The following is a 25772-nucleotide window of genomic DNA, read 5'->3' on the forward strand; positions in this document are numbered from 1 at the left end:
GATGAGCGCCAAGGAAGAAATCCTCTCCCGCATCACCTCGGCCTTGCGTGATGCGCCGGCTCCCGAGCCGATCCCCCGCGAATACCGGGTCTCCTCGGACATGCCCGAGGCCGAGCTTATCGAGTTGCTGGTTGATCGGCTCGAGGACTACAAGGCCCACGTGGACGTCGTGGACCTGCCCCATCTACCGGCAACCCTTGCCGAACGGCTCAAGGACGCCACCAGCTTTGTGGTCCCGCACGGCATCGATGCCGAATGGTTGGTTGAGGCGGCACCCACGGATAGCGCGCGACTGCGCACCGACGCACCCGGTGCGGTCCTGAGCGTGACCGAGCTGGATCATACCGATGCGGTGCTGACCTCTTCGGCGGTGTCCATTGCCGAGTCGGGCACCATTGTGCTGGACGGAACGCCCAACCAGGGCCGCCGTGCCATCTCCCTGGTGCCCGACCACCACGTCTGTGTGGTTCCGGTGTCGTCCATCGTGCGGCTGTTGCCCGAGGCGCTGCCGCGCATGGACATCACCCGCCCGCTGACCTGGATCTCCGGTCCCAGCGCGACCAGCGACATCGAGCTCGAGCGCGTCGAGGGCGTACACGGCCCGCGCCAGCTGGATGTCATCATCGTCAAGGGGCTGTAGAGCCCCGTTCCACCACCGAATCCCCGTCTGCCAGCTAATCACGTGGCCGGCGGGGATTCGGCGTTTTGTTAGGTGACAGGAGCCCCGGTGAGGTCCGGCTTTTCATCATCCGGTACCTTGCCCAGTCGCTCCTCACGAACTTTGGCGGTGTGCAGGGCCTGTCCGACCAGACCTGCGTCAAACACCTGTCGAAATCGAGCCTGCGGAATGGACATACTGATGCCGCAGACAACTTCTCCGGCGGGGCCAGAGACGGCCACACCCAACGCACTGACGCCTTCCTCCGTCCCTTCGAAGTTGGCGGCAAAGCCACGATCCCGCACCGCGCCCAGTTCGCGCACGAGCGCGGCGTAGTCCTCTTCCGTAAGCCTGCGCGCCGTGGCATTTTCTCCGTGGTAGAGCCGTTCCAGCTCGCTCTGGTCGAGCATGGAGAGCATCGCTTTTCCCGCCGAGGCCCGGTAGGCCGGTAGCACCGCACCCTGCCGGTCTCCCACGCGCACGGGCCGCTATCCCTCCACGGTGGAGAGGAGTCGGACCTCCCCACCCACGCGCACCATCAGGTTCACAGTTTCCTTGACCGTGGCAGCTAGTTCCTCCAGTAGCGGGTGGGGCACGGCCCGCAATTCCCCGATCCGTCCGTGCCCCGCGGGACCGGCACCGAGCGCCGGACCGGGGATGTAACCGCGGCCTGTCGCGCGTTCGGCGAAACCGCGGTAAATGAGCATGGCCAGCAGCCGGTGCGCCGTGGATGGCGAGACCTCGAGCTCGGCGGCCGCGTCCTTGAGTCTGACGGATCCGTGGTCGCCCAACAGCTCGACCAGCTGCAGGGCGTGGTCAACCGATTCAATGGGGTATTGGGGGATCTTCCGACTAACCCGAACTTTCTGCACACCTGAATTACACGCTTTGTCACACTGAGACCAGCAACACTTGTAGCTATGACTTTATCCACAGGGAGCAGTGTCGCAGGTCCCATCGGGCATAACCCCGGTGACTCCTAGCAGCAGGGTGGGCCCAAGGCCCTCTCGCGCCGCAAGACCCTCATGGCCGTTGTAACGTGCTGGCTGCTGGTGGTGTTCGACGGGTACGACCTCATCATCTACGGCACCGTGCAGTCCTCCCTGTTGGCGATCGATGACTGGGGCTGACCCCGACGACGATGGGTACCATCGGATCGCTGGCTTTCGTGGGCATGATGATCGGCGCACTCGCGGCCGACCGACTCTCCGACATGCTGGGTCGACGCCGCATGATCTTGGCCTGCTCTATCATCTTCTCGAGCCTCACGGTCCTGTGCGCCTTCGCGCCGAACCCGTTGGTTTTCGGGGCCCTCCGCCTCCTCGCCGGAGTCGGCTTAGGTGGTCTGGTCTCCGCAGCCAATGCCATGGTTGCTGAACTTGTGGTACCGCAGCGCTGGCGCTCGACCATGGCCACGTTGATGATGTCAGGCGTGCCAATCGGCGGTTCAATCGCCGCGATCACCGACATCTGGGTCGTCCCGGCCTTCGGTTGGGAAGCCATGTTCTTGTTGGCTCTGGTTGCCTTGGTCGTGCTGGTTCCCATGGGTTTCCGCTACCTGCCCGAAACCTTGTCCTTCAAACACCGCAGTGGTCCGGGCGCACGTCGCGGATCCGGTTTTGGAGATTTGCTGCGCGCCCCCTATGCCGGAGCCTCGGTGCTCTTCGCCTTGGCTTCGCTGGCCATCCTCTTCGCTTGGTACGGTCGGGGCACCTGGCTGCCCAGCCTGATGGAACAGGCCGGATACGATCTGGGCTCCGCGCTGACTTTCGCACTGGCCTTGAATCTGGGTGCCGTGGCGGGTTCCGTCATCACCGCTTGGGCCGGAGACCGCTTTGGGGCGGCCCCTACCGCCGCAGTCGCGGCCCTCGTTGCAGGGATTGGACTGGCCGTCATCATGACCATGCCCCAGGTTGGAGTTGTTTATGCCATGTTGATCCTCGCCGGTGTGGGCATCCACGGCACTGCAGCGTTGCTGATCGCGGCTGTCGCCAATCACTACCCGGAGCGCTTGCGCAGCACTGCATTGGGTTGGGCGCTGGGCATGGGCCGCATCGGGGCCGTTGGAGCCCCGCAGGTCGGCGGGTTGCTGCTGGCCGAAGGATTCGGGGTCAACTCGAACTTTCTGGTCTTCGCGCTGGGAGCTGGCCTGGCCTGGCCGCGATCTTGTTCGCCGTGATCACCTTCCGCGTCAAGCCGGTGGCCGACCCGGCCCTTGCAAACTAACCGCCTCAATTGGCGGTGGCCCGGGCGGCCGCTCCCCCTTCGCGGGTGGACGGTCGCCCGGACCGTTGAAGGCGCCTCCAGGCCCGCTACTCTACGAGCTTTCCGGCGCTCGAGACCTCCTTGATCAATTCGGAGATCTCCGCTGGGATCTGCGGGATTGCCTCGCGAACGACGCCTTCACTGGGTGACCACACTAGGTTCACCCGCAGTGAATCATCCATCGCCGGGTAGTCGCTGCGGTTGTGACAGCCACGGGTCTCCCGGCGCTCGAGAGCCGCTTCAAGGGTGGCCCGAGCGGCCAACGCCGAACCCAACAGGTCAAACGCATGGGCGAGGTCCTGGAAGCCTGCGATATCCGGATGGATCCCGACGTGCTCCATGCGCCCTTCGATGTCGTCCAGCTTGGCCAGTCCGGCTTGCAGGCCTTCCTCGTCCCGGACCACGCCAGCATGGTCGGTCATCATGTTGCGAATAGCACGCTGCAGTTCGCGAACGTTTTCCTGTCCGTTCGCGGCCAGCAGGTCATCGATCTCGGCCCGAGCGTGGGCGAGTGCCTTGGCCGAACGCGGCTGGGACTCCAGGGAAGCCGAGTACTTGGCAGCGGCCCGCGCAACGATACGCCCGAAGACGAGCAGTTCAATGAGCGAGTTGCCACCCAACCGGTTGGCCCCATGGAGTCCGCTTGAGGCCTCGCCAATGGCATAGAGACCGTTGACATCGGTGCCGTGGTCCTCCGGACGTACCCAGACCCCGCCCATGGAATAGTGAGCCGTGGGTGCGATTTCGATGGGTTCTGCGGTGACGTCGAGCATCTGCACTTCAAGCATGGTTTGGTAGACACGCGGCAGACGCTCCATGATGGTTTCGCGCGGCAGGTGCGAGATATCAAGCCAGACACCGCCGTTTTTGGTCCCGCGACCTTCCTTGATCTCGGTGTAGGCGGCCAGCGCCACCCGGTCCCGGGTGGAGAGTTCCTTGCGGACAGGATCGTAGCGTTCCATGAACCGCTCCCCCAACGCATTTCGCAGGATGCCGCCCTCGCCGCGGGCTGCCTCGGAGATCAGCGTGCCTGCGGCACTTTCGGGTTCGATGATGCCCGAGGGGTGGAACTGCACCAGTTCAGGATCGCGCAGCCGTGCTCCGGCGTCCACGGCCAGACGGAAGGCATCTCCGGTGTTTTCGTCGCGGCGCGAGGAAGTGCGACGCCAGATGCGAGTGTGTCCGCCCGCCGCCAGGATCACCGAGTCGGCATGGATGAGGTAACGCTTGCCGGTGTTGATGTCGAAGCCATAGGCACCGAAGACCTGGTTGTCCTTTACCAAAAGGCGGGTGATGTAGACCGAATCAAGAATCGGGATCTGCAGCTGTTCGGCACGGTTCACCAAACTGCGTTGGATTTCCAGCCCCGTGTAGTCTCCGGCAAAGGCGGTGCGGCGGAAGGTGTGGGCGCCGAAGAAGCGCTGGGAGATGCGCCCGTCCTCTTCACGGGCGAATCCCATGCCGTAGCGTTCCAGGTCGTGGATCCCCTGGGCGGCTCCGCGGGCGACAATTTCGACCGTGTGCGGATTGGCCAGCATGTAGCTTTCCTTGATGGTGTCCGCAGCATGCTGCTGCCAGGAGTCTTCCTTGTCCATGGTGCCAAGGGCGGCGTTGATGCCGCCGGCGGCGAGCGACGTATGGGCGTCGTTGCGCGGCCGCTTTCCCACGGCGAGAACGTCAACACCCATTTCTGCCAGCTCGATTGCGGCTCGCAGGCCAGACCCGCCGGTGCCGATGACCAAGACGGTGGTGGAGATTTGCTGTTCGTTCGGGTTCATTGTCCTCATGTCTTCAACGCTAGGAACCTTCCCACGATTAGTCCAATGAATCTTCCTGTTTGATCCGATGCATATAAGCTATGAACATGAATCTGGAACAGCTCCAAAGTTTTGTGGAAGTGGCCCGCATCGGCCATTTCACCCGCGCCGCCGCGCATCTGCACCTGGCTCAACCTTCCCTTAGCCGGCAAATCTCCACCTTGGAAACCGACCTCGGTGCGGTGCTCTTCCACCGGGTCCGGGGCAACATCTCACTGACCGCCGCCGGCGAATCACTGCTTCCCTTGGCCAAGCGCATGCTCGCCGATGCCGACAGAGTTCGCCACGAGATGCAGGAACTTGCGGGACTGGCGAAGGGGCGGGTGAGACTCGGCGCCACACCGACGCTGTGCGTTAGCCTCGTCGCCGACGTGTTGACCTCGTTCCACGCGGCATACCCCGGCATCGACCTGCACCTGAGCGAACGTGGTTCACGCGGGCTGCTCGATGAACTTGCCGAGGGAACACTCGATCTGGCACTCATCACCACTTCCGAGGAACCAAGCCCCAGCGTAGCGAGCTTGCAACGACTCCCGCTACTCACCGAGGAGTTGGTTGTCGTCGCTGCTGCCCACAGTCCACTTCTGGGAAATTCCGGGTCCCTCACACTGGAACAGGTGGCTCTTCTTCCGCAGATCTCCTTCCATGAAAGCTACGACCTCCGGGCCACCACCATGGCGGCCTTCCACGAAGCCCGCCTGAGCCCCCATATGGTGCTCGAAGGGGCAGAAATGGACGCGGTGCTGCGCTGCGTGGAGCGCGGTTTGGGCATCGCGGTGGTCCCGGCCATGGTCTTGGCCGACCGACCCGGCCTGCAATCGGCCAGGCTCACCAACCCGCGGCTCACACGCTCGATCCGCTTGGCCCACCGCAAGGACCTGCAGCTCACACGCGCCGCGGCCGCCATGCAAGAGATGATCATCAAAACCGCCGACATGCTCTCGTTAACCGCCGCCGGGAAAAACGGCATGGTCCTGCGGGCACTCTAGGATTCCGGCGGCTCACCCCGGGGCTCGGGAGCGGGCTTGCCACACCTCGATATTCCTGTCCGCATGGATTCACCGGCGGCAGGCGGCACGGCACGGTTCTTGCGGCCCGGAGCTGACCCTCCAATGTGGCGGTGCCAACACCCGCTTCGCAAGCACTACCGCCGGGCTGCGATTAGGCTTGGGGCAGGCCCATTCGCAGCATGCATCCGCCGCACTGTGGGCCCCGAAACAACTTTTCAAGGACCCACTTGCCTTTTACACTGGCCCACCCGGCTGCCATCTTGCCCTTCCTTCGTCAACCATTCGTGCCGATCGCATTGATTGCCGGCGCCATGGCACCGGACATCCCCTACTTCGCGATGGTGTCATCTACCAGCGAGTCTTGGTACGAACCGTTTCTCAACGGCACCAATTCACATGACTTCGCCCAGATCCTGAGCGTCGGCCTACCTCTGGCACTGGTCCTGGCCGGCTTCCTGTGGCTGGTGGCACGTCCGCTGCGCTGGGCCACGCCCGATGCCTGGCTGCCCACCAAGACCCCCGCGACGGGCCGCAAGCCGAGCAGCGCAAGAATCGCGCTGTGGACCTTCTACTCACTGATGCTGGGCTTGGTCACCCACCTCGCATGGGATTCTTTGACCCATGGGGGTGGCCGGGTGGTCCAATTGCTCCCGGTCCTCTCCACCGAGCTGTTCAGCGGGTTCCCTGCCTATCGGATCCTGCAGCATCTGAGCACCGTGGTCGGCTTGCTCGTGCTGCTCTGGTGGTACGTCAAACGGGTGAAGGCATCACGCGCGGCAGACACCAGCACCGAGACGTCCGTAACCAGGTTTCGGACCGCACTTGTCGGATTGATCTTGCTCGTCCCGGCAGCACTCGCCGCCGGCATCGGCGTTTCGCACGAGCTCACCGTCAACGCCGAGCTCGGGGCCGGCATCGGTGTCGAACTCGGGATCGAGTCGCTGCTGTGGATCGCCATTACCCGTGGCGGCGCAGCATTGCTTCTCGCCGCGACCGCCTATGGCCTCGTCTGGCAGGGCACGGCGCTGTTTATTTGGCTCCGAACCCGGGCTCATTCCCGAGCCTGATTTCCACATTCCCGCACGACCCTCACAACCCGGCATCGGCCCATACCAACACCTGAATCCAGACGTCGCCCTCGACGAGGCACCAGACTTCTGGCTGCCCGGACCCGCACGGAATCGGGCACTCAAACTTTCACGATGCAGATAAACTATTCCAAATCAAAAGTGGTGCAGATCATTTTTCCTTGGCTATCTTGGTGTTTGCTTGTCAAGGGCGGATTTTCCACCCTGCAGGGGAGATTGACTACCAGGCGCAACTAATCCATCAGCCGTTTCGAAGCTGCGGAGGGTCGCCTGGGACAGGTCAAAAATCCTAGGCTTCCACACTCCTGCGCTTCGTCTGGAGCACAAGGAGGTCGCACCGTGATCAGCACCAACCTTTCAGCAACAAACCTCGGCGAAGCCGTCGCCATCGCGGCGGAGAACGTCCGACATGCCGGGGCCCGTTCGGGGCCCTGATCGTCACCGCAGACGGATCACGCTTCGAAGGCGTCAACCGGGTCACCGCCAACAACGACCCCACCGTCCACGCCGAGGTCACCGCCATCCGCGCCGCCTGCGCGACCCTTGGCACCTTCGATTTGTCGGGGCCGGTGTTCTACACCAGCTGGGAACTCTGCCCCATGTGCCTGGCTTCGGCTCTCTGGGCCCGGGTCTCCCGTGTTCTCTTCGCCGCCGACAGGCACGAAGCAGCAGCCGGATTCGACGACGCAGCATTCTACGAATCCTTCGAGGGCACCCCGGCCGATCGCTCCGCGCTGATGCCAGTCGAACGCATCACCGATGACGGCTTCGACCACCGGGAGCCCTTCACCCTGTGGTCAAACCTCGACCCCCGTATCGAATACTAGGGCCGGCGAGAACCATGACTCTCACCAATTCGAACCGCGCAAAGATCCAAGATCCCGCGCCACCACGCTGAACTAGTCCCTCACTGCTTGAACGCCTGTTCGAGATCGGCGAGCGCGGCTCGAGTGTCAAGCGGGAAATCCGCGGCGGCGTCGTCACCTACTCTTTGAGGAAGTACTCATCGATGAGGACGGACGGGTGAGTACCGAGGTACTGCGGCAATATCACATCCCCCGCTTTGCCGATGTGCCACGCAGCGAGATCTATTTCGCCGCAACCAGCGATGCGTTGGGGCCGCGCGGGGCCAAGTCCATGAGCGAGTCCCCGTTCAACCCCGTTGCCCCGGCCCTGGCCAATGCGCTGCGTGATGCCACGGGCCTACGCTTCGCCTCCACCCCCTTCCGTCGCGACGACGTGTATCTGGCGTTGGAGGACGCAGGATTAGTTCCGCCGCTAGTTACCGCCGCCGAGCAGGTGCAGGTCGGCAACGGTGTCGATATCCAGTCCTGAGTCCACATCGGAGCAGTCAACCAGGTCAATCATGTCCGGGTGCGCGGCCAGGTAGGCGCGGGCTCCGGCGTCGGAGGTGGCAGCCGACGCGGCCAAGGCCGTGTGCTCCGGGGCGAAGAGCACCGGGTGTCCGCGTCGCATGGAGGTACCGCCGCGCCGGTATCCGGCGGCGGTGATCCGTCCGGGTCGGTGCGCCTCCAGGATCCGGCGGACCGCCTTCGCGGCCAGGCCGGGCTGGTCCACCAACGCCACCAGGGCGGACGACCCTTGTGGCACTGCTTCCATGCCCAGGGCGAAGGAAGAACCCAAGCCGCGGGCCCACGCATCGTTGACCAACACCGTGAAGTGTTCATCCAGTTCCAGGTTCTGCGCCACGTGTTCGGCCTCGGCGCCCAGAACCACCAGCACGTGCGCGCACCCGCCATCGAGCAGGGCGCCCAGCGCGGATTCCAGCAGGGTGTCCCCGTTGGCCTTGCGCAGCAGCGCCTTGGGCCCCAAACCCAGGCGCGACCCGTTGCCGGCGGCCAGCAGGACTCCGGTTGCCCTGGGGTGATTGCTCTCGGCATCCATTTAGCGGAATTTCTCCAGGACGGCGTTGACCATGTCCTTCTCGAAGGCCTTCGGGTCCAGCTCGTGCCCGTCCTCGAGTCCGAACCATCCCCGAAGCCATTCATAGTCGGGGTGCTCGGGGTCGTTGGACGCCTCGATCTTGTCCGCCCAGCCCCACGGGCCTCCGGTGTCATCGAGCGGCGCCATGCCGCGTCCGCCGGTGCAGGAGGGAAGCTTCCCCGCGTCCTGCGTCTCAAGAATTTTTTCCAGGGTGATCCGGTGCTGCCAATTGTCGCCGAAGTCGTAATCGTAGAAGAGCACTTCCTTCTCGTGCTGCAGCACCTGGGCGAGTAGCACCGTTGACTCGTGGATGTGGGCTTTTTCCCAGGGTGCCGACTCCACGTAGTCGTTGGAGTAGGTGGTTCCGTCCTTTCCGGGCTTCCGGAACAGATGCAGGTGGCTGTTGTCCCAGTCGAAGGCGGCCTGGATGAGGTCGTGGAATTCGTCGAGTGCGATTCCTGCAGGCACGCGCAGGCGGCGCCAGACCGGTGGCGAGGTGTGCTGGATCATGACTTTGAGCTCGTAAGCTTTCTTCGCATTGGCTGGCTTTTGGGCGTATTCCGGCTCCTGGTCGGGGTCATCGGAGAACACAGTTTTCACGGCCACCCAGAGGTGTTCAGGCACCCTTACGTGGGTGTCGAGTTCCACGAATCCCAGTTTTTCAAGCTCCTGGAACTGCTCCAGTGCCGTCTTGGTCAGGACCTCTTCGAAGGTGGGTTCCGCCTCCGATTCTGCGCCTGACTCAAGTGCGAGCATGTCGATCGGCAGCGGTTCGTTGCCGCACCCCAGGCTGAGTGCCGTCTTGTTCACCATCCACAGCAACGAACCGATCATCGGTTTTGCCATGACGGATTCCTCGCGGGCTCGCAGCACGCACAGCGCCAACTTCCGCGCCGCGTCCAGCGCTTCCTCTTCCGTGGCGTCCAGCCCCAACCCGTGCCGCTGGGCCGGCGCAGCGGTGTTCGCCCGGATCTGCAGCAGGCCGGCCGCCACCAGTCCGTGCCACACCATGCCCAGCAGCGGCACCTCGTTCATGGAACGGACCACGGCCACGGCGTCAGGTTCATCCGCGGCGTCCCCGGTTTGGACGGCGTCGGGCATCAATGATTCGAACCCTGGCAGCACGTCTTCGGCCATCCGTGACTTCTTGGTTAGTCCCGCCCCACGGGCAGACACACCCAGGCAGGCGGCCGCGGCCGCGATGTCACCAAGCTTCAGCGTCCCGGTGGCCGTGACCGGCTTTCCGCTGTCGACCCATTCGAGCAGCGCCGTGGCGTGCTGCACCAGCGCCATGGCTTCAAAGGCCCCCAGCTCGACGTCCCGAGGAATGTCGGGGATGATGATCTCCGGTATCTCCAGCATGGGGACCTCGTCCCCGATGCCGAACAGGTAGTCGAGGTCGTTGAAATCGTTCTGGGTTCCGGTCCACAGGTCGTTCTTCGTGAGGAATTCGAGGTAGAGATGGAAATCCTCGAGGACCAGCAAGATATCGTCGCCCGACTCCGCTTCCAGCATTCCCATCACCACCGTGGCGTCTTCGGATCTCAACGCCGTGATATGTGGCGCGTCCGCAACTTCACCGAATTTTGCCAAGACCATGCGCGTGTTTTCCAACACATCCAGTGCGTCTTCCTCCGGCCCGACGGCGTGGTTGAACCATTCCATGAATCGCGGCAGCAGGGGCGCCAGCATCTTCTCGATGGCGTCCTCGGCGGGCCCCTTGCCTTGTTCCGCTGCCAGCGGCGAACTGCTTGTGCTTTTCTTGGTCATGAAACTCCGAATCAGGGGATGGGGCCGGTTCTCGTGGACAACGATATGCGGCGGTCGTCTGCCGCCGCAATTTGCTCGCAGTAAGTCAGTCTTGAACGCAGCGTGTCAAGGTTTCGGCGGGTCTTGGCACGACGGGAAGGTATGCAGGAAAATCGGGAACGGCCCTCGTGCAGAGATCTGCGCGGTTGCCGTTCGGTAGACCATTCCCCACCGTCTCTTCGAGACCGGCCTTCTGCCGGCCCAGGGCGTTGATCTCGGTGCACCGGGCTCATGCTTTGCCACGCACCGATGCCCACCCCACGGCATCAGGCGAGACCGTGCGTCAGCGAAAGCCGACGGCCCGAAGACCACGGATCACAGGTGTACATGCACCCTGGCTTCCGCGAAGCCTACCCGAGGAGATCCTGGAATTGGCGCAGTCGCTTGTTGATGGCCTTGATATCGAATTTCTCGGGGTCCAGGGTTTCGCCTTCCTCCAGGCCCATCCAGTCCATGCGGTCCTCGTGCGCGGGGTGTGCCGGGTCCTTGATGGCCTCAAGCAGCTCGAGCCAGCCCCAGATGCCACCGCAGTCGTCCTCCGGTGCCATCCGCGCCCCGTCAAGGCACCGCGGGACTGCACCTGCATCCTTCAGCGGAAGAATGTTTTCCAGCGTGATCAGGTGCCGCCAGTTATCCCCGAAGTCGTAGGTGTACTCGAGTTTCGAGCCCTTGCGCTTGAAAACATCCGAGAGTGCAACGGTGCGTTCTTCAACGTTCTTGTCCGTATAGGGGGATGCTTCAAAGTCGCCGCTGGAGTACGTGGTTCCGTTCCTGCCGCCGGCTTGGAACTCGTGCAGATGGCCGCCGTCCCAACCGAAGGCACTCTGGATGATGTAGTGGAGGTGGCTGAGGCGTGCGCCGTTGGGGACCGTGACGGTTCGCCAGATCGGGGGCGTGAGGTCCCGGAGCGCGATCTTCAATTCGAGCACGGCGGTGCTTTTGGCCGGAGTCGTGTTCCGGCGCATTTCGATCTGCGGTTCCTCTCCCCCGCTGGGCAAACCGTAGAATTCACCGTAGTCATCCGACGACTTTTCGAAGACGGTTTTCAAGCTACCCCACAAGTGCTTCGGCACCCTCACATGTGTGTCCAGGGACAGCAGCCCCAGCTCCTCCAGTACCGTGAACATGCCCAGCGAAGCGTTGGCCAGGAGGTTGGTCAGGTACTCTTCCCCGTCCGGATCCAGGTCCTCGTCGAGTTCGAACTTTTCCATCGGCATGGGGGTTTCGGTGCACCCCATGGTGAGCACCGCCCTGCGCAACATCCCTATGGGAGTTCCCAGCGGTCCGGCATCCCGGATTTCATCTTCAAACCGTTGCAGGATGCTCGTCGCCGTTTTCCGGTACGTTTCCACACGCCGGGCGGGGGTGGAATCCGCTTCGAACCCGTGTCCCTGACGAGGGACCGCCTTCGTGGAACCGACCTCGATGAGCTCCGCGTCCTGCAGGCACCGCCACATCATCTCCAGTTCGGGCACGTCATTCATGCTGCGGACCACCAAGGTGGGCTCCTCAGCGTCTTTGACCTCCAGTGACTCGAATCCCGGCAGCGCCGGGGCATCACTGCGCTGCTTTCCCTGTCGCTGGCCGCGGGCCTTGACACCCAGGCTTGCGGCGGCTGCTTCGATGTCGCTCAGTCGCAGTACGCCCGTGGAGGTCACGTCTTTGCCCGTGCCGATCCATTCGAACAGCGCCCCCACCTGTGAAATCAGGGGCATGACTTCGAATGCCGCAAGTTCTTCGTCCTCCGGGATCCGGGGCACCATGATTTCGGGGAATTCGGGCACCGGGAACTGCGCTTCTTCATCGACGAAGTCATGCACCGCATCGTAGTCATGATCGGTCCCGGTCCACAGACCCATTTCGCCCAGGAAGTCGATGTAGAGATGGAACGCGTCGGCCGCCATGTCGGTGTCCTCACCGAGCACCGCTTCGAGGGCGTCAAAGGCCCGGACCGCTTCGTCGGTGGTGAATGCGGTGACGCTTGGCACGGCATCAACTTGGAGGAATTCGGCGAGCACCACACCGATGACCTTCAAACAGGCCAAGGCCTCCGCTGCTTCACCCTCGCTGCGTTCAAACCATTGCACGAAGCCCGGAATCATGGGAGCCAAGAGTTTTTCTGCACGGAACGCACCGAGCGACACGGCCGAGCCATGACGCGGATTCCCGGGCTTTTGCGCAGGACCCTTGCGATTGCGCTGCTTCTTGCCCGACTTGCTGGTCTTTTTCTGCGACATGGGACTCCGTAGTAAAAGAGAAAAACAAAAAACAACAACTGTCTCCACGATATTCTTGGCCGCTTGTGGCCGCAATCGATGACGGGCAGTCAGGCTACGCGGCCACAGGTCAGTGGCCCGGATCCTCATCGGATACGGCGCTGCCCCGGGGTTGGTTTCATATGAAACCAACCCCGGGGCAGCGCTTCGAGGCAGATTCGATGATGCTACGGCTCCGAGATGAAGCCTTCGCTAACCATCCAATCAAAGGCGACATCCGCCGGTTCGCGTCCGTTGACGTCGACCTCCAGGTTCATACCCTGCAGCGCCTCATCGGTCAGCAGCGGGGAGATCTGGGCAAAGATTTCCTCGATCCCGGGGTACTGCTCGGCAAATTCGCCAAAGAAGACCGGGGCCACGTTATAGGCCGGGAAGTACCCCTTGTCATCTTCCAGCACCGTGAGATCCAAGGCCTTGATGCGGCCGTCGGTGGTGAAAACCTCACCGAAGTTGCAGGAGCCGTTATCGGTGGCGCTGTAGATCGCACCGGTGTCGTAGAGTCCGACGTTGGATTCCGGCACCGAGGAGGGGTCCCCGCGCTTGAGTCCGTAGAGTTCCAACAGCGGGTTCAAGCCGTCGGAGCGGGAGTTGAACTCCGCGTCGACGCAAAAGGTGAGTTCCTTGGGGTCTAGGTCTTTGAGCTGGGACAGCTTGGAAATCCCGCCCAGCTCCTCGACTGCTTCGGAGCGCACGGCCATGGCGTAGGTGTTGTTCATCGGCGCCGGGGCTCCCCAGACGATCCCGTTGCCCACATCCTGGTCATGGACCTTCTGCCACTGCGTGGGTTGGTCGGCGATGCCTTCCTCATGACCCAGGTAGGTCATCCACGCCGTTCCGGTGTAGTCCCACATCATGGTTGCCTGGCCGGAGTGGAGCAGTTCGCGTGCCGGCTGGCTGCCGGGCACATTGGTGAGGTCGTTGACCTTGAACCCTGCGGCCTGGCCGGCCAGCACCGCGATCTTGCCCAGTACCAGCTGTTCGGTGAACGCCTTGCTGGTCACCGTCATGCTCGCATTTTTGGGCAGGTCCGGCAGCGGGCTGATGCTTCCCGGGCCCGCGGGCGGAACATAGGTGGCCGCCGGGGCCAGCCCGCAGCCGCTCAGCAAGATGCCGGCGAGCGCTAGGACTGCGGTTGAGCTGATCCATTTTTTCGGATTCATGATTAGAGTCCTTTCGGCCGGGCGAGCTGCTCCACGACACGGCCAAGCCAGTCGATGAGCAGTGCCAGCAAGGCGACCAAGAGGGAACCTACCACCAGCACGACCGTGAGGTTCAGGTTCACCCCGGTGATGATCAAGATACCCAGGCCACCGCCGTTGATGAACGCGGCCAGGGTGGCGGTTCCCACCAACAGCACCAGCGCGGTGCGGATGCCCGAGAGCATCACCGGAACAGCCAGCGGCAGCTCGACCCTGAAGAGCACGGCCATGGAACTCATGCCCATGCCGCGTCCGGCTTCCACCAGTCGCTCGTCAACCTGCTTCAGACCCACCATGGTGTTGGTGAGCACCGGGAGGATCGCATAAAGCACCAGGGCTCCCACCGATGCCCAAAAACCGAATCCGAGCCAGAAGGCCAACAGGACCACCAGTCCGACTGCGGGCGCGGCCTGTCCAATGTTGGCGATGGCCATAACCGGACCGGTCAAACGGCGCAGGGCAGGACGGGTCAGCACGATGCCCAGGGGAATCGCGATGACCAAGACAATCAGGGCGGCGACCGCCGTCAGTTGCAAGTGCTCCACGGTGTAACCCCACAGGGTGGCCGGGTCCAGGGTGGTGCGTTCGGTGTCGGACAGCTCGGCGTTGAACACCCAAGCCAGCAGCGCAACCAGGGCGACCAAAATCCCGACCACTTGCACACTCAACACCCGCCAGGGGTGTTCGACGTTCAGCGCAGGAATATTGGCCTGGGCCAGGTCCGGTGAGACCATCGCGGTACTCATCGGGGTTCCTCCACCGGGTGCTGAGCGGACTCGCCGTCGGCCTCGCCCGCCATCGCGTTCTCCACCGAGATGGCGGGGATGGCACCGGAGTTCAGTCCGACCGGGGCCTCGCTGTCCGCGGAAGCGGAGGAGTTAGCCTGGGCGATGGCTTCCATGATGGTCTGCACGTTGATCAGCCCGCGGAAAACATCGCGGCGGCCGGTGACCACCGCGGTCTCGGAGCTGGCCACCAGCATGGTGTCCAGTGCGTCGTTGAGCGTGGACTGATCGCTGACTACCGGCATCGAATCATCGACGGTGTCGTCGATGACCTGCATCCGGGAGAGCTGTCGACGAGAAAGCCGGCGTGCCGGTCGCTTGCGCGAGTCCAGCACCACGGCCAGCTGTTGGCCGGCTCCTTGGAGCCGGGAGAGCACGGCGCTGGCCAGCTCGCCGGGCGTTGCCGTGACTGCGTCAACCAGTTCAACCTCGTTGACTCGGGTCAGGGTCAGCTGTTTGAGCCCGGCACCGGAGCCGATGAAGTTCTCCACAAAATCGTTGGCTGGGTTCGCCAGGATGCGTTCGGGAGAGTCGTATTGCACCAGCTGGGCACCCTCGTCGAACACGGCGATCCAATCGCCAAGCTTCACTGCCTCGTCGAAGTCGTGGGTGACCATAACGATGGTCTTCTGCACCTCGGCCTGGATGTTGAGCAGTTCGTCTTGCAGGCGCTGGCGCGTGATCGGGTCAACGGCACCGAACGGCTCGTCCATGAGCAGGACCGGCGGATCGGCAGCCAGGGCCCGTGCCACACCCACACGCTGCTGCTGCCCGCCGGAGAGTTCCTTCGGGTAACGGTCGCGGTAGACGGCCGGGTCCAGTGAGACGAGCTCCAGCAGTTCATCCACGCGTGCGGAGATCTTGGCCTTGTCCCACCCCAGCATCTTCGGGACGATGGCGATGTTGGCGGCCACGGTCATGTGCGGAAAGAGACCGCCGGCTTGGATGACGTAGCCGATGCGGCGGCGGAGCGTATCCCCGTCCATCTGGGTGACGTCTTCACCGTCAATGACAATCTTGCCATCGGTGGGTTCGATGAGCCGGTTGATCATTTTCAGGGTCGTGGTCTTGCCGCAGCCCGAAGGTCCGACGAGCATGACAATGCTTCCGGCGGGGATTTCCAAGGTCAGTCCGCCAACGGCCGGCTTGATCTGGCCGGGGTACTGCTTGGTGACTTCGTCAAGCAGGATTGATGCGCCAGTAATGGCGCCGGATGGTTCAGACACGGATACCTCGCGGGGTGGTAAGTCGGCCGATGCCGATCAGAATGAGATCAAGAATGAAGGCCAGGATGACCACGCCGATGACACCGACGAGCACGGAGTCAAGGGCCTTGGCGCCGCCCAGTCGGGAGAGGCCGGAGAAGATGAATCCACCAAGGCCCGGGCCCAGGGCGTAAGCGGCAATGGCCGCCACTCCCATGACCATTTGGGCCGACACCCGGATGCCGGAGAGGATGACCGGCCACGCCATAGGAAGTTCGATGGTGGCCAGGGTTCGCATGCGGCTCATGCCGATGCCCCGCGCGGATTCAACAACGGACGGGGAGACCCCTGCCAAACCAACAATGGCATTGCGCACGATGGGCAATGCGGCGAAGAAACTCACGATGATGACTGCCGGGGTGACACCAAAGCCGAAGGGCGCGATCAGCAAACCGATGGCGGCAAAGGACGGCACCGTCAGACCGATGGCTGAGATGCCGTTGGCCAGGGATGACAGAGACTTATTGCGGTAAACCAGTGCCGCGATGACCACAGCGATAACCGTTGCGAGGATCAGGCACTGCGCAACTAGTGAGAAATGCTGCCACGAGGCAAACAATATTTGGCGGTATCTTTCGCCAATAAATTCAAACACATCAAAACCTGCTTCACTATGGTGACGTAGCGTGCTCTCGTCGGCCAAATGGCCTTGGACACAGTGCAAACATACGGGAACAGCGGCACAGCACCTACTTGAAGAGACGTCGGCAAAGAGTTTCAGACGATTTCATATTCCACCCAATTGTCTTGAATGTATGCATTAGTCCGCCCATTCATTACCATTTCTAGCGACCACGGCAAGATCCGCGCATCCACTGACCAAGCAGCACGTCATCAGGGGGGCCGGCCTGCTTCGACGTGCCCACATCCTCCACCACGGAATCCTGGATCGAGATCTCGAAAACTGCAGGTTTCCCACCCTCGATACGCACCAACCGAGGTAAGGGGCATCACAATTGAGCTGTTGCTTAGCTGCCGCGTATCAGTCCCCGGCCACGAATGGCACTTAGCGCTCTTCCCCGTACCACTCGCCTTCGCCATCTGGTGATAATTGGTGCTGTCCACGGCATGTCAAGGTCCCCACAGTAGGCGGCCGATGGAGCAGTTCGGCGCAGAGCCGCGCCTGCGGCCACACTCCGACGCGGCGGTGCATTGACGGAATTTTCGCGACCGTGTTAGACATGGAGCCTGTGTGCCCGTATTTGGCGCCGAACTTCCGGGTACTTTGCCGAATGACCTCTTTATAAGGAAATTGCCGTGCATGCTCTCTGCAATCAAGACATGATGGTCTCCGCTTGCACCCTCTCCGATGCCCACCCGAACGATGGCCCCAACGGCTCTCCGCTCGCGGGCTCCCGCTGATGCGGCCCGGGGAGGCAAACCCGCCGGCAGCACGCACAGCCATCACCCGCACCCGCATTATCGATGGTGCCGGCGGCCCCGAATATCAGGGCGACATCATCCTCGAAGGCGGGTCCATCACCGAGATCCTGGCCCCGGGTGGCTTCCAAGATGACGGATCAACGGTGGTCATCGATGGTGCGGGTCTGGTGACGTGCCCCGGGTTCATTGATCTGCAGGGAACCTCGGGGATTGCCCCGTTGCTGGATCCACCACGACATAGCGCCTTGACCCAGGGTGTAACCACCGAGGCAGCAGGGCGGGAGGGGCCCGTGTGCGCCCCGCTCACCACCGATTCCGCAGCCGCCCTGCAACGCGCGCTCTCGGATACGAAGCGGACATGGGCAGACCAGGGAATCCAGTGGCGCACCGTCGGAGAGTATTTGGACCGGGTCGATGAGGGAACCGGAACCAATATCGCCTATCTGGTGCCATTGGAGGCAGTACGCACCGTGGCCGGGTCGATGTTGCCCGCCGAGCCCACGGCCGAACAGCTGGTCACCGAGGTCAAGGCCGTGGCCGATGCCTTGGAGCAGGGTGCGTTTGGCCTCTGCTCAGTACTGGCTGATTCGCTGAATGACGGTGCAGGAAACACCGAGCTCGAGGCACTCTGCGCAGCCGTTGCGGCATACGACGGGCATTGGGCTGCGTTCCCTGCCTCGGCGGCCGCTCCCGTGATTGGATCCCTTTCACGAAGCATTGATCTAGCCGCAACCACCGGTGTGCGACTCCACTTGGGAGATCTCTGCGCCACTGAACAGTTGCTTCCGGAGCTACTGACCTTGCTCGACGACAGTGGGGCGACGAACCCCCACCTAAGTTGTGGCTCCCACCCATATCTGCAAAGCCCGGGCACCTTGCTCTCCCTCCTGCCGGGCTGGGCCCGGGCCGGAAACCCCACAGAAATCTTGGAACGTCTCGAAGATGCCGACACCGTGGAACACATCCGTGCCGAGCTTGAAGCTGCCGGCACCGTTGAATGGGCAGAGGTGACCGTTGCCGAGGTTGAATCAGATCGGCTAACCATCTTGGTGGGGCAGGACATCGGACGGATTGCCGCCATCCAGTCCGCGGACCCCGTCACCACGGTGGTGCGCATCCTGTGCACCGATGCGCTGGCCACGACCATCCTGCACCGGGCCGGAAGCGAAGAGTCCCTGCGCGGAATCGCGGCGCACCGCACCCACGTCGGTACGGGCACCGGGTCAATTTCCAGTCAGCACCCCGGTACCTGGGGCGCATTTGCGCGCTACGTAGGTCACGAAGCCAGGGACGTCGATCTCATGGACCTGCCTTCGGTGATCCACCAGCTGACCGCACGCCCGGCAGCTGTCCTGAACCTCACCAATCGCGGGGTACTGAGCGTGGGAAGAGCCGCCGATGTGCTGGTTTTCGACGCAGATGCCATTATTGATGTGGCCACCTTTGCCGATCCACGGCAACCGGCGGCAGGAATCCACCATGTGTTTGTCAACGGCGTGCCCGCCGTTTCCGCGCATCTACCCACCTCGGCCTTGGCCGGCCGCGCACTGCGTCGCGGCCCGGAAGGAACCACGAAAACCCCATGAATACACTGGAAATGATTGAGCTTCTCCACCGGGACAGGACCCTTGCGGTAGTGCGCACAGAGGCCATCACCGATGCCGCAGAGCTCTGTGGTGCCTTGGTTTCCGGAGGCATCAACGCAGTAGAACTGACCTTCACCACCCCCGATATGCTGACCCATCTGGCCCGCGCAGCGGCCACCGAAGACATCCATGGAGCCATCGTCGGGGCCGGAACGGTGTTGCATGCCGATCAGGCCCGCGCCGCAATCGACGCTGGTGCCCGCTTCATCGTTGCCCCGGGAATCCGCACCGACGTCGCGGAAGTGGCAGTCCAGGCCGGGATTCCCTTCTGTTTGGGCGCCATGACCCCCACCGAGGTCGCCATGGCCCTGGATCTGGGAAGTGCGATGGTAAAAATCTTCCCGGGCGCCGTGTTGGGCTCGCGCTACCTCGTGGAGCTGCAGGGGCCCTATCCTGGTGTGCGCATGCTGCCCACCGGCGGCATCACCCTGGCCAACGCCAATGAATTCCTCGAAGCCGGGGCGTTGGCCGTATGCGTCGATTCCGCGGTAGCGCCAGGAGCCTTGGTCGCGGCCGGTGAGCACGAGGCCATTGCCCGGCTTGCGGCCGAATTCACCGCAGCTATCCACTAACGAAGGCTGAAGGTCTGGCGACAAGATGCGTCACCGATGCACGTGGCAGGCGGCGCATGTGATGGGATGATCGCATGAAACTAGCTACCTTGCGCCGTCGTGGGGCATCCGCAGGCACCTTTGCCGCAGTGATCATCGAGGAGTCCTTCGCCGAGCTCGAAGGATTCGCCGATGTCGGGGCTTTCCTGGCCGCAGATGTGCAGAGCCGCACCGCTGCCCTGGGTGCCGCGGCAGGCTCCGCCACCCCCTTGGCAGAAGCCGTCTACGCCCCGTTGATCCTCAACCCGGCCAAGGTCTTCTGCATTGGGCTGAACTACCGCAACCACATTGCCGAGGTCGGCAAGGAGGAACCTGAGTTCCCCACGGTCTTCACCAAGTTCGCCTCCTCGCTTACCGGCGCCCATGACGATATTGAAATCCCTGCCGAGGACCACCGTATCGATTGGGAGGGCGAGCTGGCTGTCATCATCGGCGACCCCGGGCGCCGCATCACCGAGACCGATGCCCACAAGCACATTGCCGGCTATGCGGTATCCAACGACGTCTCCATGCGCGGCTACCAGGGCCGCACCACTGAGTGGACCCAGGGCAAGTGCTGGGACGCCGCTTCCCCGTTGGGCCCGTGGCTGGTCAGCGCCGAAGACTTCGCCGCCGGAGCGAAAATCACCACGCGCGTGAACGGCGAAGTGGTCCAGGAGGATTCGACGGCAGATCTGGTCTTCTCCCCCGCCGCACTGGTGGCCTACCTGTCGGTGTTTAACGAGCTGCGCCCGGGCGATGTCATCCTCACCGGTACCCCCGCCGGTGTGGCCCTGGGACGGCGCAACGAGGTCGGCCGCCACCCATGGCTTAAGGCCGGGGACGTGCTGGAAACCGCCATCGAGTCGCTGGGCAGCAGCCGCAACACCTTCAACTAATCTGCAAGGCGGGCCGATTCCCCTCGGGGAACGGCCCGCCTCTGTTGCGTCACACCGTGTGGCATTGTCGATCCAGACTCGTAAGCTAAGTCCCATGACATTTGCTACGTGCGACCTCTTTGACGCCGATGAGTCCCTGCAGTCGGTTTCCCTGCAATTGAAGAATCTCGGTGCCCACCCGCGTTTCAGCGGGCCGGTCCGCACCGTGCGTTGCTTCCGCGATAATGGTCTGGTCAAATCCCTACTCAATTCCCCCGGTGACGGTGCGGTGCTGGTCGTCGACGGTGCAGGATCGCTGGAATCCGCGCTGATGGGCGACATGATCGCCGCCGCCGCGGTGGACAACGGCTGGGCCGGGGTCGTGATCAACGGGGTCATCCGCGACAGCGTGGCGCTGGCCCAAACCCCGCTGGGCATCAAGGCGCTGGGCTCCAACCCACGCAAAAGCGCCAAGGACTCTCTCGGCGAGGTGGACATCACCGTGGAATTCGGCGGTGTCGTCTTCAGCCCCGGGGCGATCCTGCATTCGGACGAGGACGGCATCCTGGTCTCTGCATAGGCGGGCCCGCCTCCAGAATTCGGAAGGCTCAGATGATCGGCCGCGGTCAAGCCAAGTGCCGTCTCCAATCGTTTATTCCCGACTATGCCTTCCGGGCAATCTCTGTGCGTTTGCCCGCTTCGCGAAATGCTCTTGTGTAGGCTCATAAGAGACACGATTCCGGGCGCACCGCCTCGGTCCAGCACCACGTGAGAGACAGGTAAACCATGAAGATCACCATCATTGGCGGACACGGCAAGATCGCCTTGCTGGCATCGGCACAGTTGGCACAGCGCGGGGACACCGTCACCTCGATCATCCGCAATCCTGACCACGTCGAGGACGTCTCGGCCACCGGAGCCACGGCTCTGGTGCTTGATGTCGAGAGCGCTACGGCCGCAGAGATGGCCGACGCCTTCGCAGGCTCGGAGGCTATTATCTGGTCGGCCGGGGCCGGCGGCGGAAGCCCCGACCGCACCTACGCGGTGGACCGTGATGCGGCCATCCGTGCCATGAACGCCGCGGAACTCGCCGGCGCCAAGCGTTTCATCATGGTTTCCTTCCTGACCGCCAGCACCGAATACCTGGTGCCGCTCGATGACCCGTTCTACCCCTATATGGCCGCGAAGATCGCCGCCGATGAGCACTTGCGCGGCAGCGGCCTGGATTACACCATCCTGGGTCCGGGCGTGCTGACGCTCGAGGAGGCCACCGGCACCCTGAACCCGACACCGGACCCGGCCGCCAAGAACCCCACGTCCCGTGCCAACACGGCCTTGGCCATCGTTGCTGCGCTGGATGAACCCTCCAGCATCGGTAAAACCATCAACTTCGCCGACGGAGACACCCCGGTGGCCCAGGTGCTGGCCGCACAGTAGCCATGTGGCGCCCGTGATTCATTGACAGTCACGGGCGCGGGACGCAGGATGGGAAATAGCCAAACCCGCATCCGTCTTGGGAGTCCTTCCGTGAACGCACCAGCTCCAAACGCCACCTTGTCCGTCGCAGCAATCTTGGCAGAGGGCGCCAAGCGCCACGGCGAGTTACCGGCCATCACCCTGGGCTCAGTGAGCACCAGCTACAGCGAGTTGTGGGACCAGACCCGGGCCTATGCCGGGGCGCTGCGTGCGGCAGGGGTGCAAGAAGGTTCGAGGATCGCCATCCTGATCCCGAACGTCACCGACTTCGCCCGGGTCTACTACGCCGTACTGTCACTCGGGGCGGTGGCTGTGCCCATCCATGCTCTACTCAAGCGGCACGAGATCGAATACATGCTCACCGACGCCGAGGTGACACTCATGGTGTGTGCGGCTCCGCTGCTGGGTGAAGGGGCGCCCGGCGCGTTGGCAGCCGGCGCTGCGGTCCTGACGGTGCTCTCCCCCGAAGCCGGTGATTTCCCCCGGCTTGAGGACCTCGCCGCGGTCGCCGACCCGATCGACACCTATCTTCCGCGCGGCCCCTTGGACATCGCCACGATTCTTTATACCTCCGGGACCACCGGCAAACCCAAGGGCGCCTTGGGCACCCACTTCGCACTGGTCGAACAGGTCAACGTGCTGCTGATGAACACCTTCGATATGCGCAGGGGAGACAAGATCTTCGGCGGGCTGCCGCTCTTTCACACCTTTGGACAGACCGTGGCCCTGAATACCGGGCTGCGTGCGGGGGCCGAAATCTTGTTACTGCCCAAGTTCACCGGCGAGGCCGCACTGTCCATGCTGATCGATGAAGGCGTGAACATCTTCATCGGGGTGCCCACCATGTATGTGGGGCTGCTGGCCGCGGCCAAAAACCGCCCGGAAGCCGCACCCTCACTGCGCTACGCGGTCTCCGGCGGTTCCGCCCTGCCACTGACCATCCTCGAGGGTTTCAGCGAGCACTTCGGTGCAGTCATTCATGAGGGTTACGGACTGACCGAGACCTCCCCGGTGGCCTCCTTCAACCATGTGGGTCTCGAGCCGCGCGCCGGGACGGTGGGCCAACCGATCTGGGGTGTGGAGATCGAGATCGCCCGCCCCGAAGTACACGATGCCATCGAGCTGCTGGATGTCGGGGAACTGGGTGAAATCGTGGTCCGTGGACACAACCTCTTCTCCGGGTACCTGAACCGGCCCGAAGCAAGTGCCGAGGCCGTGGTCGACGGGTGGTTCCGCACCGGGGATCTGGGCACCAAGGATGCCGAGGGTTACGTAAGCATCGTGGACCGGAAGAAAGACATGATCCTGCGCAACGGCTACAACGTGTACCCGCGCGAGGTCGAAGAAGCACTCATCACCCATCCGGAAATCACCAATGTGGCGGTCTTCGGGGTGCCCGACGACACCCATGGGCAGGAAATCGTGGCCGCGGTGACCCTGCAGGCAGGAAGCCTGTTGGATGCTGCAGGCATCGGCGACTATGCCAAGGAACGGCTCGCCGCCTACAAGTACCCGCGCCTGGTGCAGATCGTGGCCGAGTTCCCGCTGGGTCCCAGCGGGAAGATCCTCAAACGTGAATTGGTGACCCGCTACTCCGCAACGTGAGCACCACCGCGTCCGTTCAGGACCAGGTGGCAGTGCCCAGGCTGAGTGCCGATTCAAAGCGTGGGGCACCAGGTAAATAGAAGGAATCCAGTGCGGTGATGCTGAAGCCGGCATCCCGCAGCATGCCCTCGACGGACCGGGTGAGGTGGCACCCGCCGGTCAGGGCCTTCTGGACCGGTTCCACCCGGCGCTGGAAGCGTTGGACCTTGGCCTCCGGTGCCAGACCGTGCTCGAGGAAGTGCAGTGTGCCACCGGGTTTAAGCACCCGGGCGATCTCGGCCAGGGCCGCAGCAGGATTCTCTACGGTGCACAGGGTAAAGGTGCTCAGCGCGGCATCGAAGCTATCATCGGCCTCTGCCAGGATCTGGCCGTCGAGCGATCCGCGCTCGATGCCGATGGCCGACGCCGTCCGGGCCGGGGCTGAAAGCCGCCAGGCGGTGTCGGAGGGCTCAATGGCGACCACACCGGTGACCGCCGCGGGGTAGTGCCCGATATTTGTTCCCAATCCGAATCCCAGCTCCAGGATCTTCCCGGCCAGTCCGGCACAAGCTCTGTCCCGATACGGAGCGAGCATGGTGTTGCCACAGGAGCGAGCAACAAGTCTGGGCAGTACGTGTTTTTCATACCACCCGGCCATCAGCACCGACCCTGCCCGCAACATGTTTGTTCTTGATTCATGGCACCAGACTGGGCCCGCCTGCCGTGGCACACAAGGAACGGAGAAGAGGCTCCTGTATTGGCCTGCTGTACCCTGCCGTGGGAGAAAACAGTCCGGCCCCCCGGACCGCAGAGGAATCTGAGGTTCGGGGGCCGGATTAGGCATGGGGGTTCGCTTAGGCGTTCCACAATCCGTAGGAGTCCGCCAGATCGGCGATTTTTTGTGCACGGGCCAAACGCGGAAGGTAGGAACCATCGCCCACCGAGGCTCCGGCGGCGTGCGCCTCAAGCATTTCATGGGCCCAGGAGAGCTCATCGGTGTTCGGCGACAGGCCCAGGTTGATCTCATCGACTTGGGTGCGTGAAAGAGCCAGCTTGCCGGTCATGCCCATCGAGGCGGTAACGGCGGAGTCGGCAAGCACTTCGGCGGAATCTGCGCCCGGGGCTGGGGGTCCGTCGATGGCGCCTGGCAGCTTGCCCACACGCGAAGCGACCACGAGCTTGCCGCGGGCGTAGGCCAGTGCCAGCGGGTCACCGGAAACGCCGGTGTCCTTACGGAAGTCGTTGACGCCGAAAGCCAGGCGGAAGGTGCCAGGGGCCGAGGCGATGGCCGTAGCATTTTCGATGCCCAGGGCAGTTTCAACCAGGGCCAGTACCGGGGTGCCGGCCTGCAACCGCATGGCGGTGTAGGTGACCTGCTCGGGCTTTTCGGTCATGGCCAGCATGACTCCGCGCAGGCCCGGCGCCTTGGCCAGATCGGCTAGGTCCTTGGCCCAAAAGTCGGTGTCGATTCCGTTAACGCGGACCCAGGCCGTCATGCCCGTGGACAAGGCCTCGACCACGGCCTCGCGTGCGGCGACCTTTTTATCGTCCGGCACCGCCGCTTCCATGTCGAAAATAATCGAGTCTGCCTCAGAGGCCAAAGCCGGGCCAAAGTCCTCGGGTTTCGAGGCATTGACAAGCAGCCAAGATCGGGAAAGTTTTGCTGGAAGGTTAGCTGCGCGACGGTTACGGAATGCCATGCCTCCAGCCTACCGACTTCACGAGCCAAGGGACCACAAAGCAGGGCAAAGAGCGTCTTCCATGTCGCATTCTGTGTGAAAGCCCTAGTTATTGTGACCGGGCAAACAGAGCTGAGGCTCGGCTAGCGAAAAATCGTCGTAAAGTTTTGGAGCGAACTTTTATATCCTCCTGATCAGCTCCATGGTTTTCCGCCGTCGCCGCCCGCAGATCCACGACTCCAGCAAGGTCGATTTATCCGGCGTATTGATCATGAGCTAAGCGGCATGGACCGGGGCACCGGCTCAGGATAGGGCCTTCTAGATATTGGGCGTATCAGGGCGCCGTGAGTGAATATTGTGGATAATTTTCTGGCGCACGCCAAGACGCCGGGATCAAGGTTCCAAGGCAGGGGAACCTTG

General features: G+C 63.1%; 22 protein-coding genes and 2 pseudogenes. 12 read left to right on the plus strand and 12 right to left on the minus strand.

What is annotated here, in order from left to right; translation table 11 throughout:
- Position 1 precedes the first annotated feature (1 nt).
- Positions 2-640 carry a LutC/YkgG family protein gene (locus tag ADIAG_RS10540; RefSeq protein WP_007271343.1) on the plus strand — a complete coding sequence of 213 codons (639 nt, stop codon included), beginning with the start codon at positions 2-4 and terminating at the stop codon, positions 638-640.
- Positions 641-708: 68 nt separating this feature from the next.
- Here the strand turns inward: ADIAG_RS10540 and ADIAG_RS21195 are convergent, their stop codons facing one another.
- Together ADIAG_RS21195 and ADIAG_RS21200 are read right to left on the minus strand one after the other, a co-directional pair.
- The gene (locus ADIAG_RS21195) at positions 709-1140 is read right to left on the minus strand and encodes an IclR family transcriptional regulator domain-containing protein (protein ID WP_007271344.1); all 432 of its coding nucleotides are present in this window, start codon (positions 1138-1140) and stop codon (positions 709-711) included.
- Between the two features lie 6 nt (positions 1141-1146).
- Positions 1147-1530: a helix-turn-helix domain-containing protein gene (locus ADIAG_RS21200; RefSeq protein ID WP_007271345.1), complete on the minus strand. Its 384-nt coding sequence runs from the start codon at positions 1528-1530 to the stop codon at positions 1147-1149.
- 269 nt (positions 1531-1799) lie between these two features.
- Here ADIAG_RS21200 and ADIAG_RS10550 point away from each other — a divergent pair, with 269 nt between their 5' ends.
- Positions 1800-2837: an MFS transporter gene (locus ADIAG_RS10550; RefSeq protein WP_007271346.1), complete on the plus strand. Its 1038-nt coding sequence runs from the start codon at positions 1800-1802 to the stop codon at positions 2835-2837.
- A gap of 133 nt (positions 2838-2970) precedes the next feature.
- On the opposite strand, the gene ADIAG_RS10555 is transcribed toward ADIAG_RS10550, so the two are convergent.
- The gene (locus ADIAG_RS10555; protein ID WP_007271347.1) at positions 2971-4701 is read right to left on the minus strand and encodes an L-aspartate oxidase; all 1731 of its coding nucleotides are present in this window, start codon (positions 4699-4701) and stop codon (positions 2971-2973) included.
- 80 nt (positions 4702-4781) lie between these two features.
- On the opposite strand from ADIAG_RS10555, the gene ADIAG_RS10560 reads away from it, so the two are divergent.
- From ADIAG_RS10560 to ADIAG_RS10575, 4 genes and pseudogenes are all read left to right on the plus strand, one after another.
- The gene (locus tag ADIAG_RS10560) at positions 4782-5729 is read left to right on the plus strand and encodes a LysR family transcriptional regulator (protein ID WP_007271348.1); all 948 of its coding nucleotides are present in this window, start codon (positions 4782-4784) and stop codon (positions 5727-5729) included.
- Positions 5730-5977: 248 nt separating this feature from the next.
- Positions 5978-6817, plus strand: coding sequence for a DUF4184 family protein (locus ADIAG_RS20210; protein WP_007271349.1), 840 nt, complete (start codon positions 5978-5980; stop codon positions 6815-6817).
- 363 nt (positions 6818-7180) lie between these two features.
- A pseudogene (locus ADIAG_RS10570) lies at positions 7181-7665 on the plus strand (nucleoside deaminase).
- Positions 7666-7825: 160 nt separating this feature from the next.
- A pseudogene (locus ADIAG_RS10575) lies at positions 7826-8173 on the plus strand (hypothetical protein); the annotation flags it as partial.
- Here ADIAG_RS10575 and ADIAG_RS10580 read toward each other — a convergent pair.
- The 7 genes from ADIAG_RS10580 to ADIAG_RS10610 all read right to left on the minus strand — a co-directional run bounded on the left by ADIAG_RS10580 (position 8117) and on the right by ADIAG_RS10610 (position 16711).
- Positions 8117-8743 (minus strand): nucleotidyltransferase family protein, encoded by a 627-nt coding sequence (locus ADIAG_RS10580; protein WP_007271352.1) that lies wholly within the window; start codon positions 8741-8743, stop codon positions 8117-8119. The pseudogene ADIAG_RS10575 and the gene ADIAG_RS10580 sit on opposite strands and share 57 nt — an antisense overlap.
- On the minus strand, positions 8744-10552 hold the full coding sequence (locus tag ADIAG_RS20215) for a plasmid pRiA4b ORF-3 family protein (RefSeq protein ID WP_007271353.1): 1809 nt from the start codon (positions 10550-10552) through the stop codon (positions 8744-8746).
- 389 nt (positions 10553-10941) lie between these two features.
- Positions 10942-12828: a plasmid pRiA4b ORF-3 family protein gene (locus tag ADIAG_RS20220; protein ID WP_007271354.1), complete on the minus strand. Its 1887-nt coding sequence runs from the start codon at positions 12826-12828 to the stop codon at positions 10942-10944.
- Positions 12829-13034: 206 nt separating this feature from the next.
- On the minus strand, positions 13035-14027 hold the full coding sequence (locus ADIAG_RS10595; RefSeq protein ID WP_007271355.1) for a glycine betaine ABC transporter substrate-binding protein: 993 nt from the start codon (positions 14025-14027) through the stop codon (positions 13035-13037).
- A 2-nt stretch (positions 14028-14029) separates the two neighbouring features.
- Positions 14030-14812 carry an ABC transporter permease gene (locus tag ADIAG_RS10600; RefSeq protein WP_007271356.1) on the minus strand — a complete coding sequence of 261 codons (783 nt, stop codon included), beginning with the start codon at positions 14810-14812 and terminating at the stop codon, positions 14030-14032.
- The gene (locus ADIAG_RS10605) at positions 14809-16077 is read right to left on the minus strand and encodes an ABC transporter ATP-binding protein (protein ID WP_007271357.1); all 1269 of its coding nucleotides are present in this window, start codon (positions 16075-16077) and stop codon (positions 14809-14811) included. Before ADIAG_RS10605 ends, ADIAG_RS10600 begins: the two co-directional genes overlap by 4 nt.
- Positions 16070-16711, minus strand: coding sequence for an ABC transporter permease (locus tag ADIAG_RS10610; RefSeq protein WP_007271358.1), 642 nt, complete (start codon positions 16709-16711; stop codon positions 16070-16072). Before ADIAG_RS10610 ends, ADIAG_RS10605 begins: the two co-directional genes overlap by 8 nt.
- A 766-nt stretch (positions 16712-17477) precedes the next feature.
- Between ADIAG_RS10610 and ADIAG_RS10615 the strand changes: the two genes are divergently transcribed.
- The 6 genes from ADIAG_RS10615 (at position 17478) to ADIAG_RS10640 (ending at position 23694) form a co-directional block, all read left to right on the plus strand.
- Positions 17478-19085 carry an N-acyl-D-amino-acid deacylase family protein gene (locus tag ADIAG_RS10615; protein WP_007271359.1) on the plus strand — a complete coding sequence of 536 codons (1608 nt, stop codon included), beginning with the start codon at positions 17478-17480 and terminating at the stop codon, positions 19083-19085.
- Positions 19082-19717, plus strand: coding sequence for a bifunctional 4-hydroxy-2-oxoglutarate aldolase/2-dehydro-3-deoxy-phosphogluconate aldolase (locus tag ADIAG_RS10620; RefSeq protein WP_007271360.1), 636 nt, complete (start codon positions 19082-19084; stop codon positions 19715-19717). The genes ADIAG_RS10615 and ADIAG_RS10620 overlap by 4 nt, the downstream gene beginning before the upstream one ends.
- 74 nt (positions 19718-19791) lie before the next feature.
- Complete coding sequence (locus tag ADIAG_RS10625) at positions 19792-20634, plus strand: fumarylacetoacetate hydrolase family protein (protein ID WP_007271361.1); 843 nt, start codon at positions 19792-19794, stop codon at positions 20632-20634.
- 94 nt (positions 20635-20728) lie between these two features.
- On the plus strand, positions 20729-21193 hold the full coding sequence (rraA, locus tag ADIAG_RS10630; protein WP_007271362.1) for a ribonuclease E activity regulator RraA: 465 nt from the start codon (positions 20729-20731) through the stop codon (positions 21191-21193).
- 206 nt (positions 21194-21399) lie between these two features.
- Entirely contained in the window at positions 21400-22050 is a 651-nt protein-coding gene (locus ADIAG_RS10635; RefSeq protein WP_007271363.1) for an SDR family oxidoreductase, read from the plus strand.
- A 90-nt stretch (positions 22051-22140) separates the two neighbouring features.
- Complete coding sequence (locus ADIAG_RS10640; protein WP_007271364.1) at positions 22141-23694, plus strand: long-chain-fatty-acid--CoA ligase; 1554 nt, start codon at positions 22141-22143, stop codon at positions 23692-23694.
- A 16-nt stretch (positions 23695-23710) separates the two neighbouring features.
- On the opposite strand, the gene ADIAG_RS10645 is transcribed toward ADIAG_RS10640, so the two are convergent.
- Positions 23711-24355: a class I SAM-dependent methyltransferase gene (locus tag ADIAG_RS10645; RefSeq protein ID WP_235045885.1), complete on the minus strand. Its 645-nt coding sequence runs from the start codon at positions 24353-24355 to the stop codon at positions 23711-23713.
- 172 nt (positions 24356-24527) lie between these two features.
- On the minus strand, positions 24528-25373 hold the full coding sequence (locus ADIAG_RS10650; RefSeq protein ID WP_007271366.1) for an HpcH/HpaI aldolase/citrate lyase family protein: 846 nt from the start codon (positions 25371-25373) through the stop codon (positions 24528-24530).
- Positions 25374-25772 lie beyond the last annotated feature (399 nt).

The sequence above is a fragment of the Paeniglutamicibacter gangotriensis Lz1y genome (genome assembly GCF_000348945.1).
In the GTDB taxonomy this organism is placed as follows: Bacteria; Actinomycetota; Actinomycetes; order Actinomycetales; family Micrococcaceae; genus Paeniglutamicibacter; species Paeniglutamicibacter gangotriensis.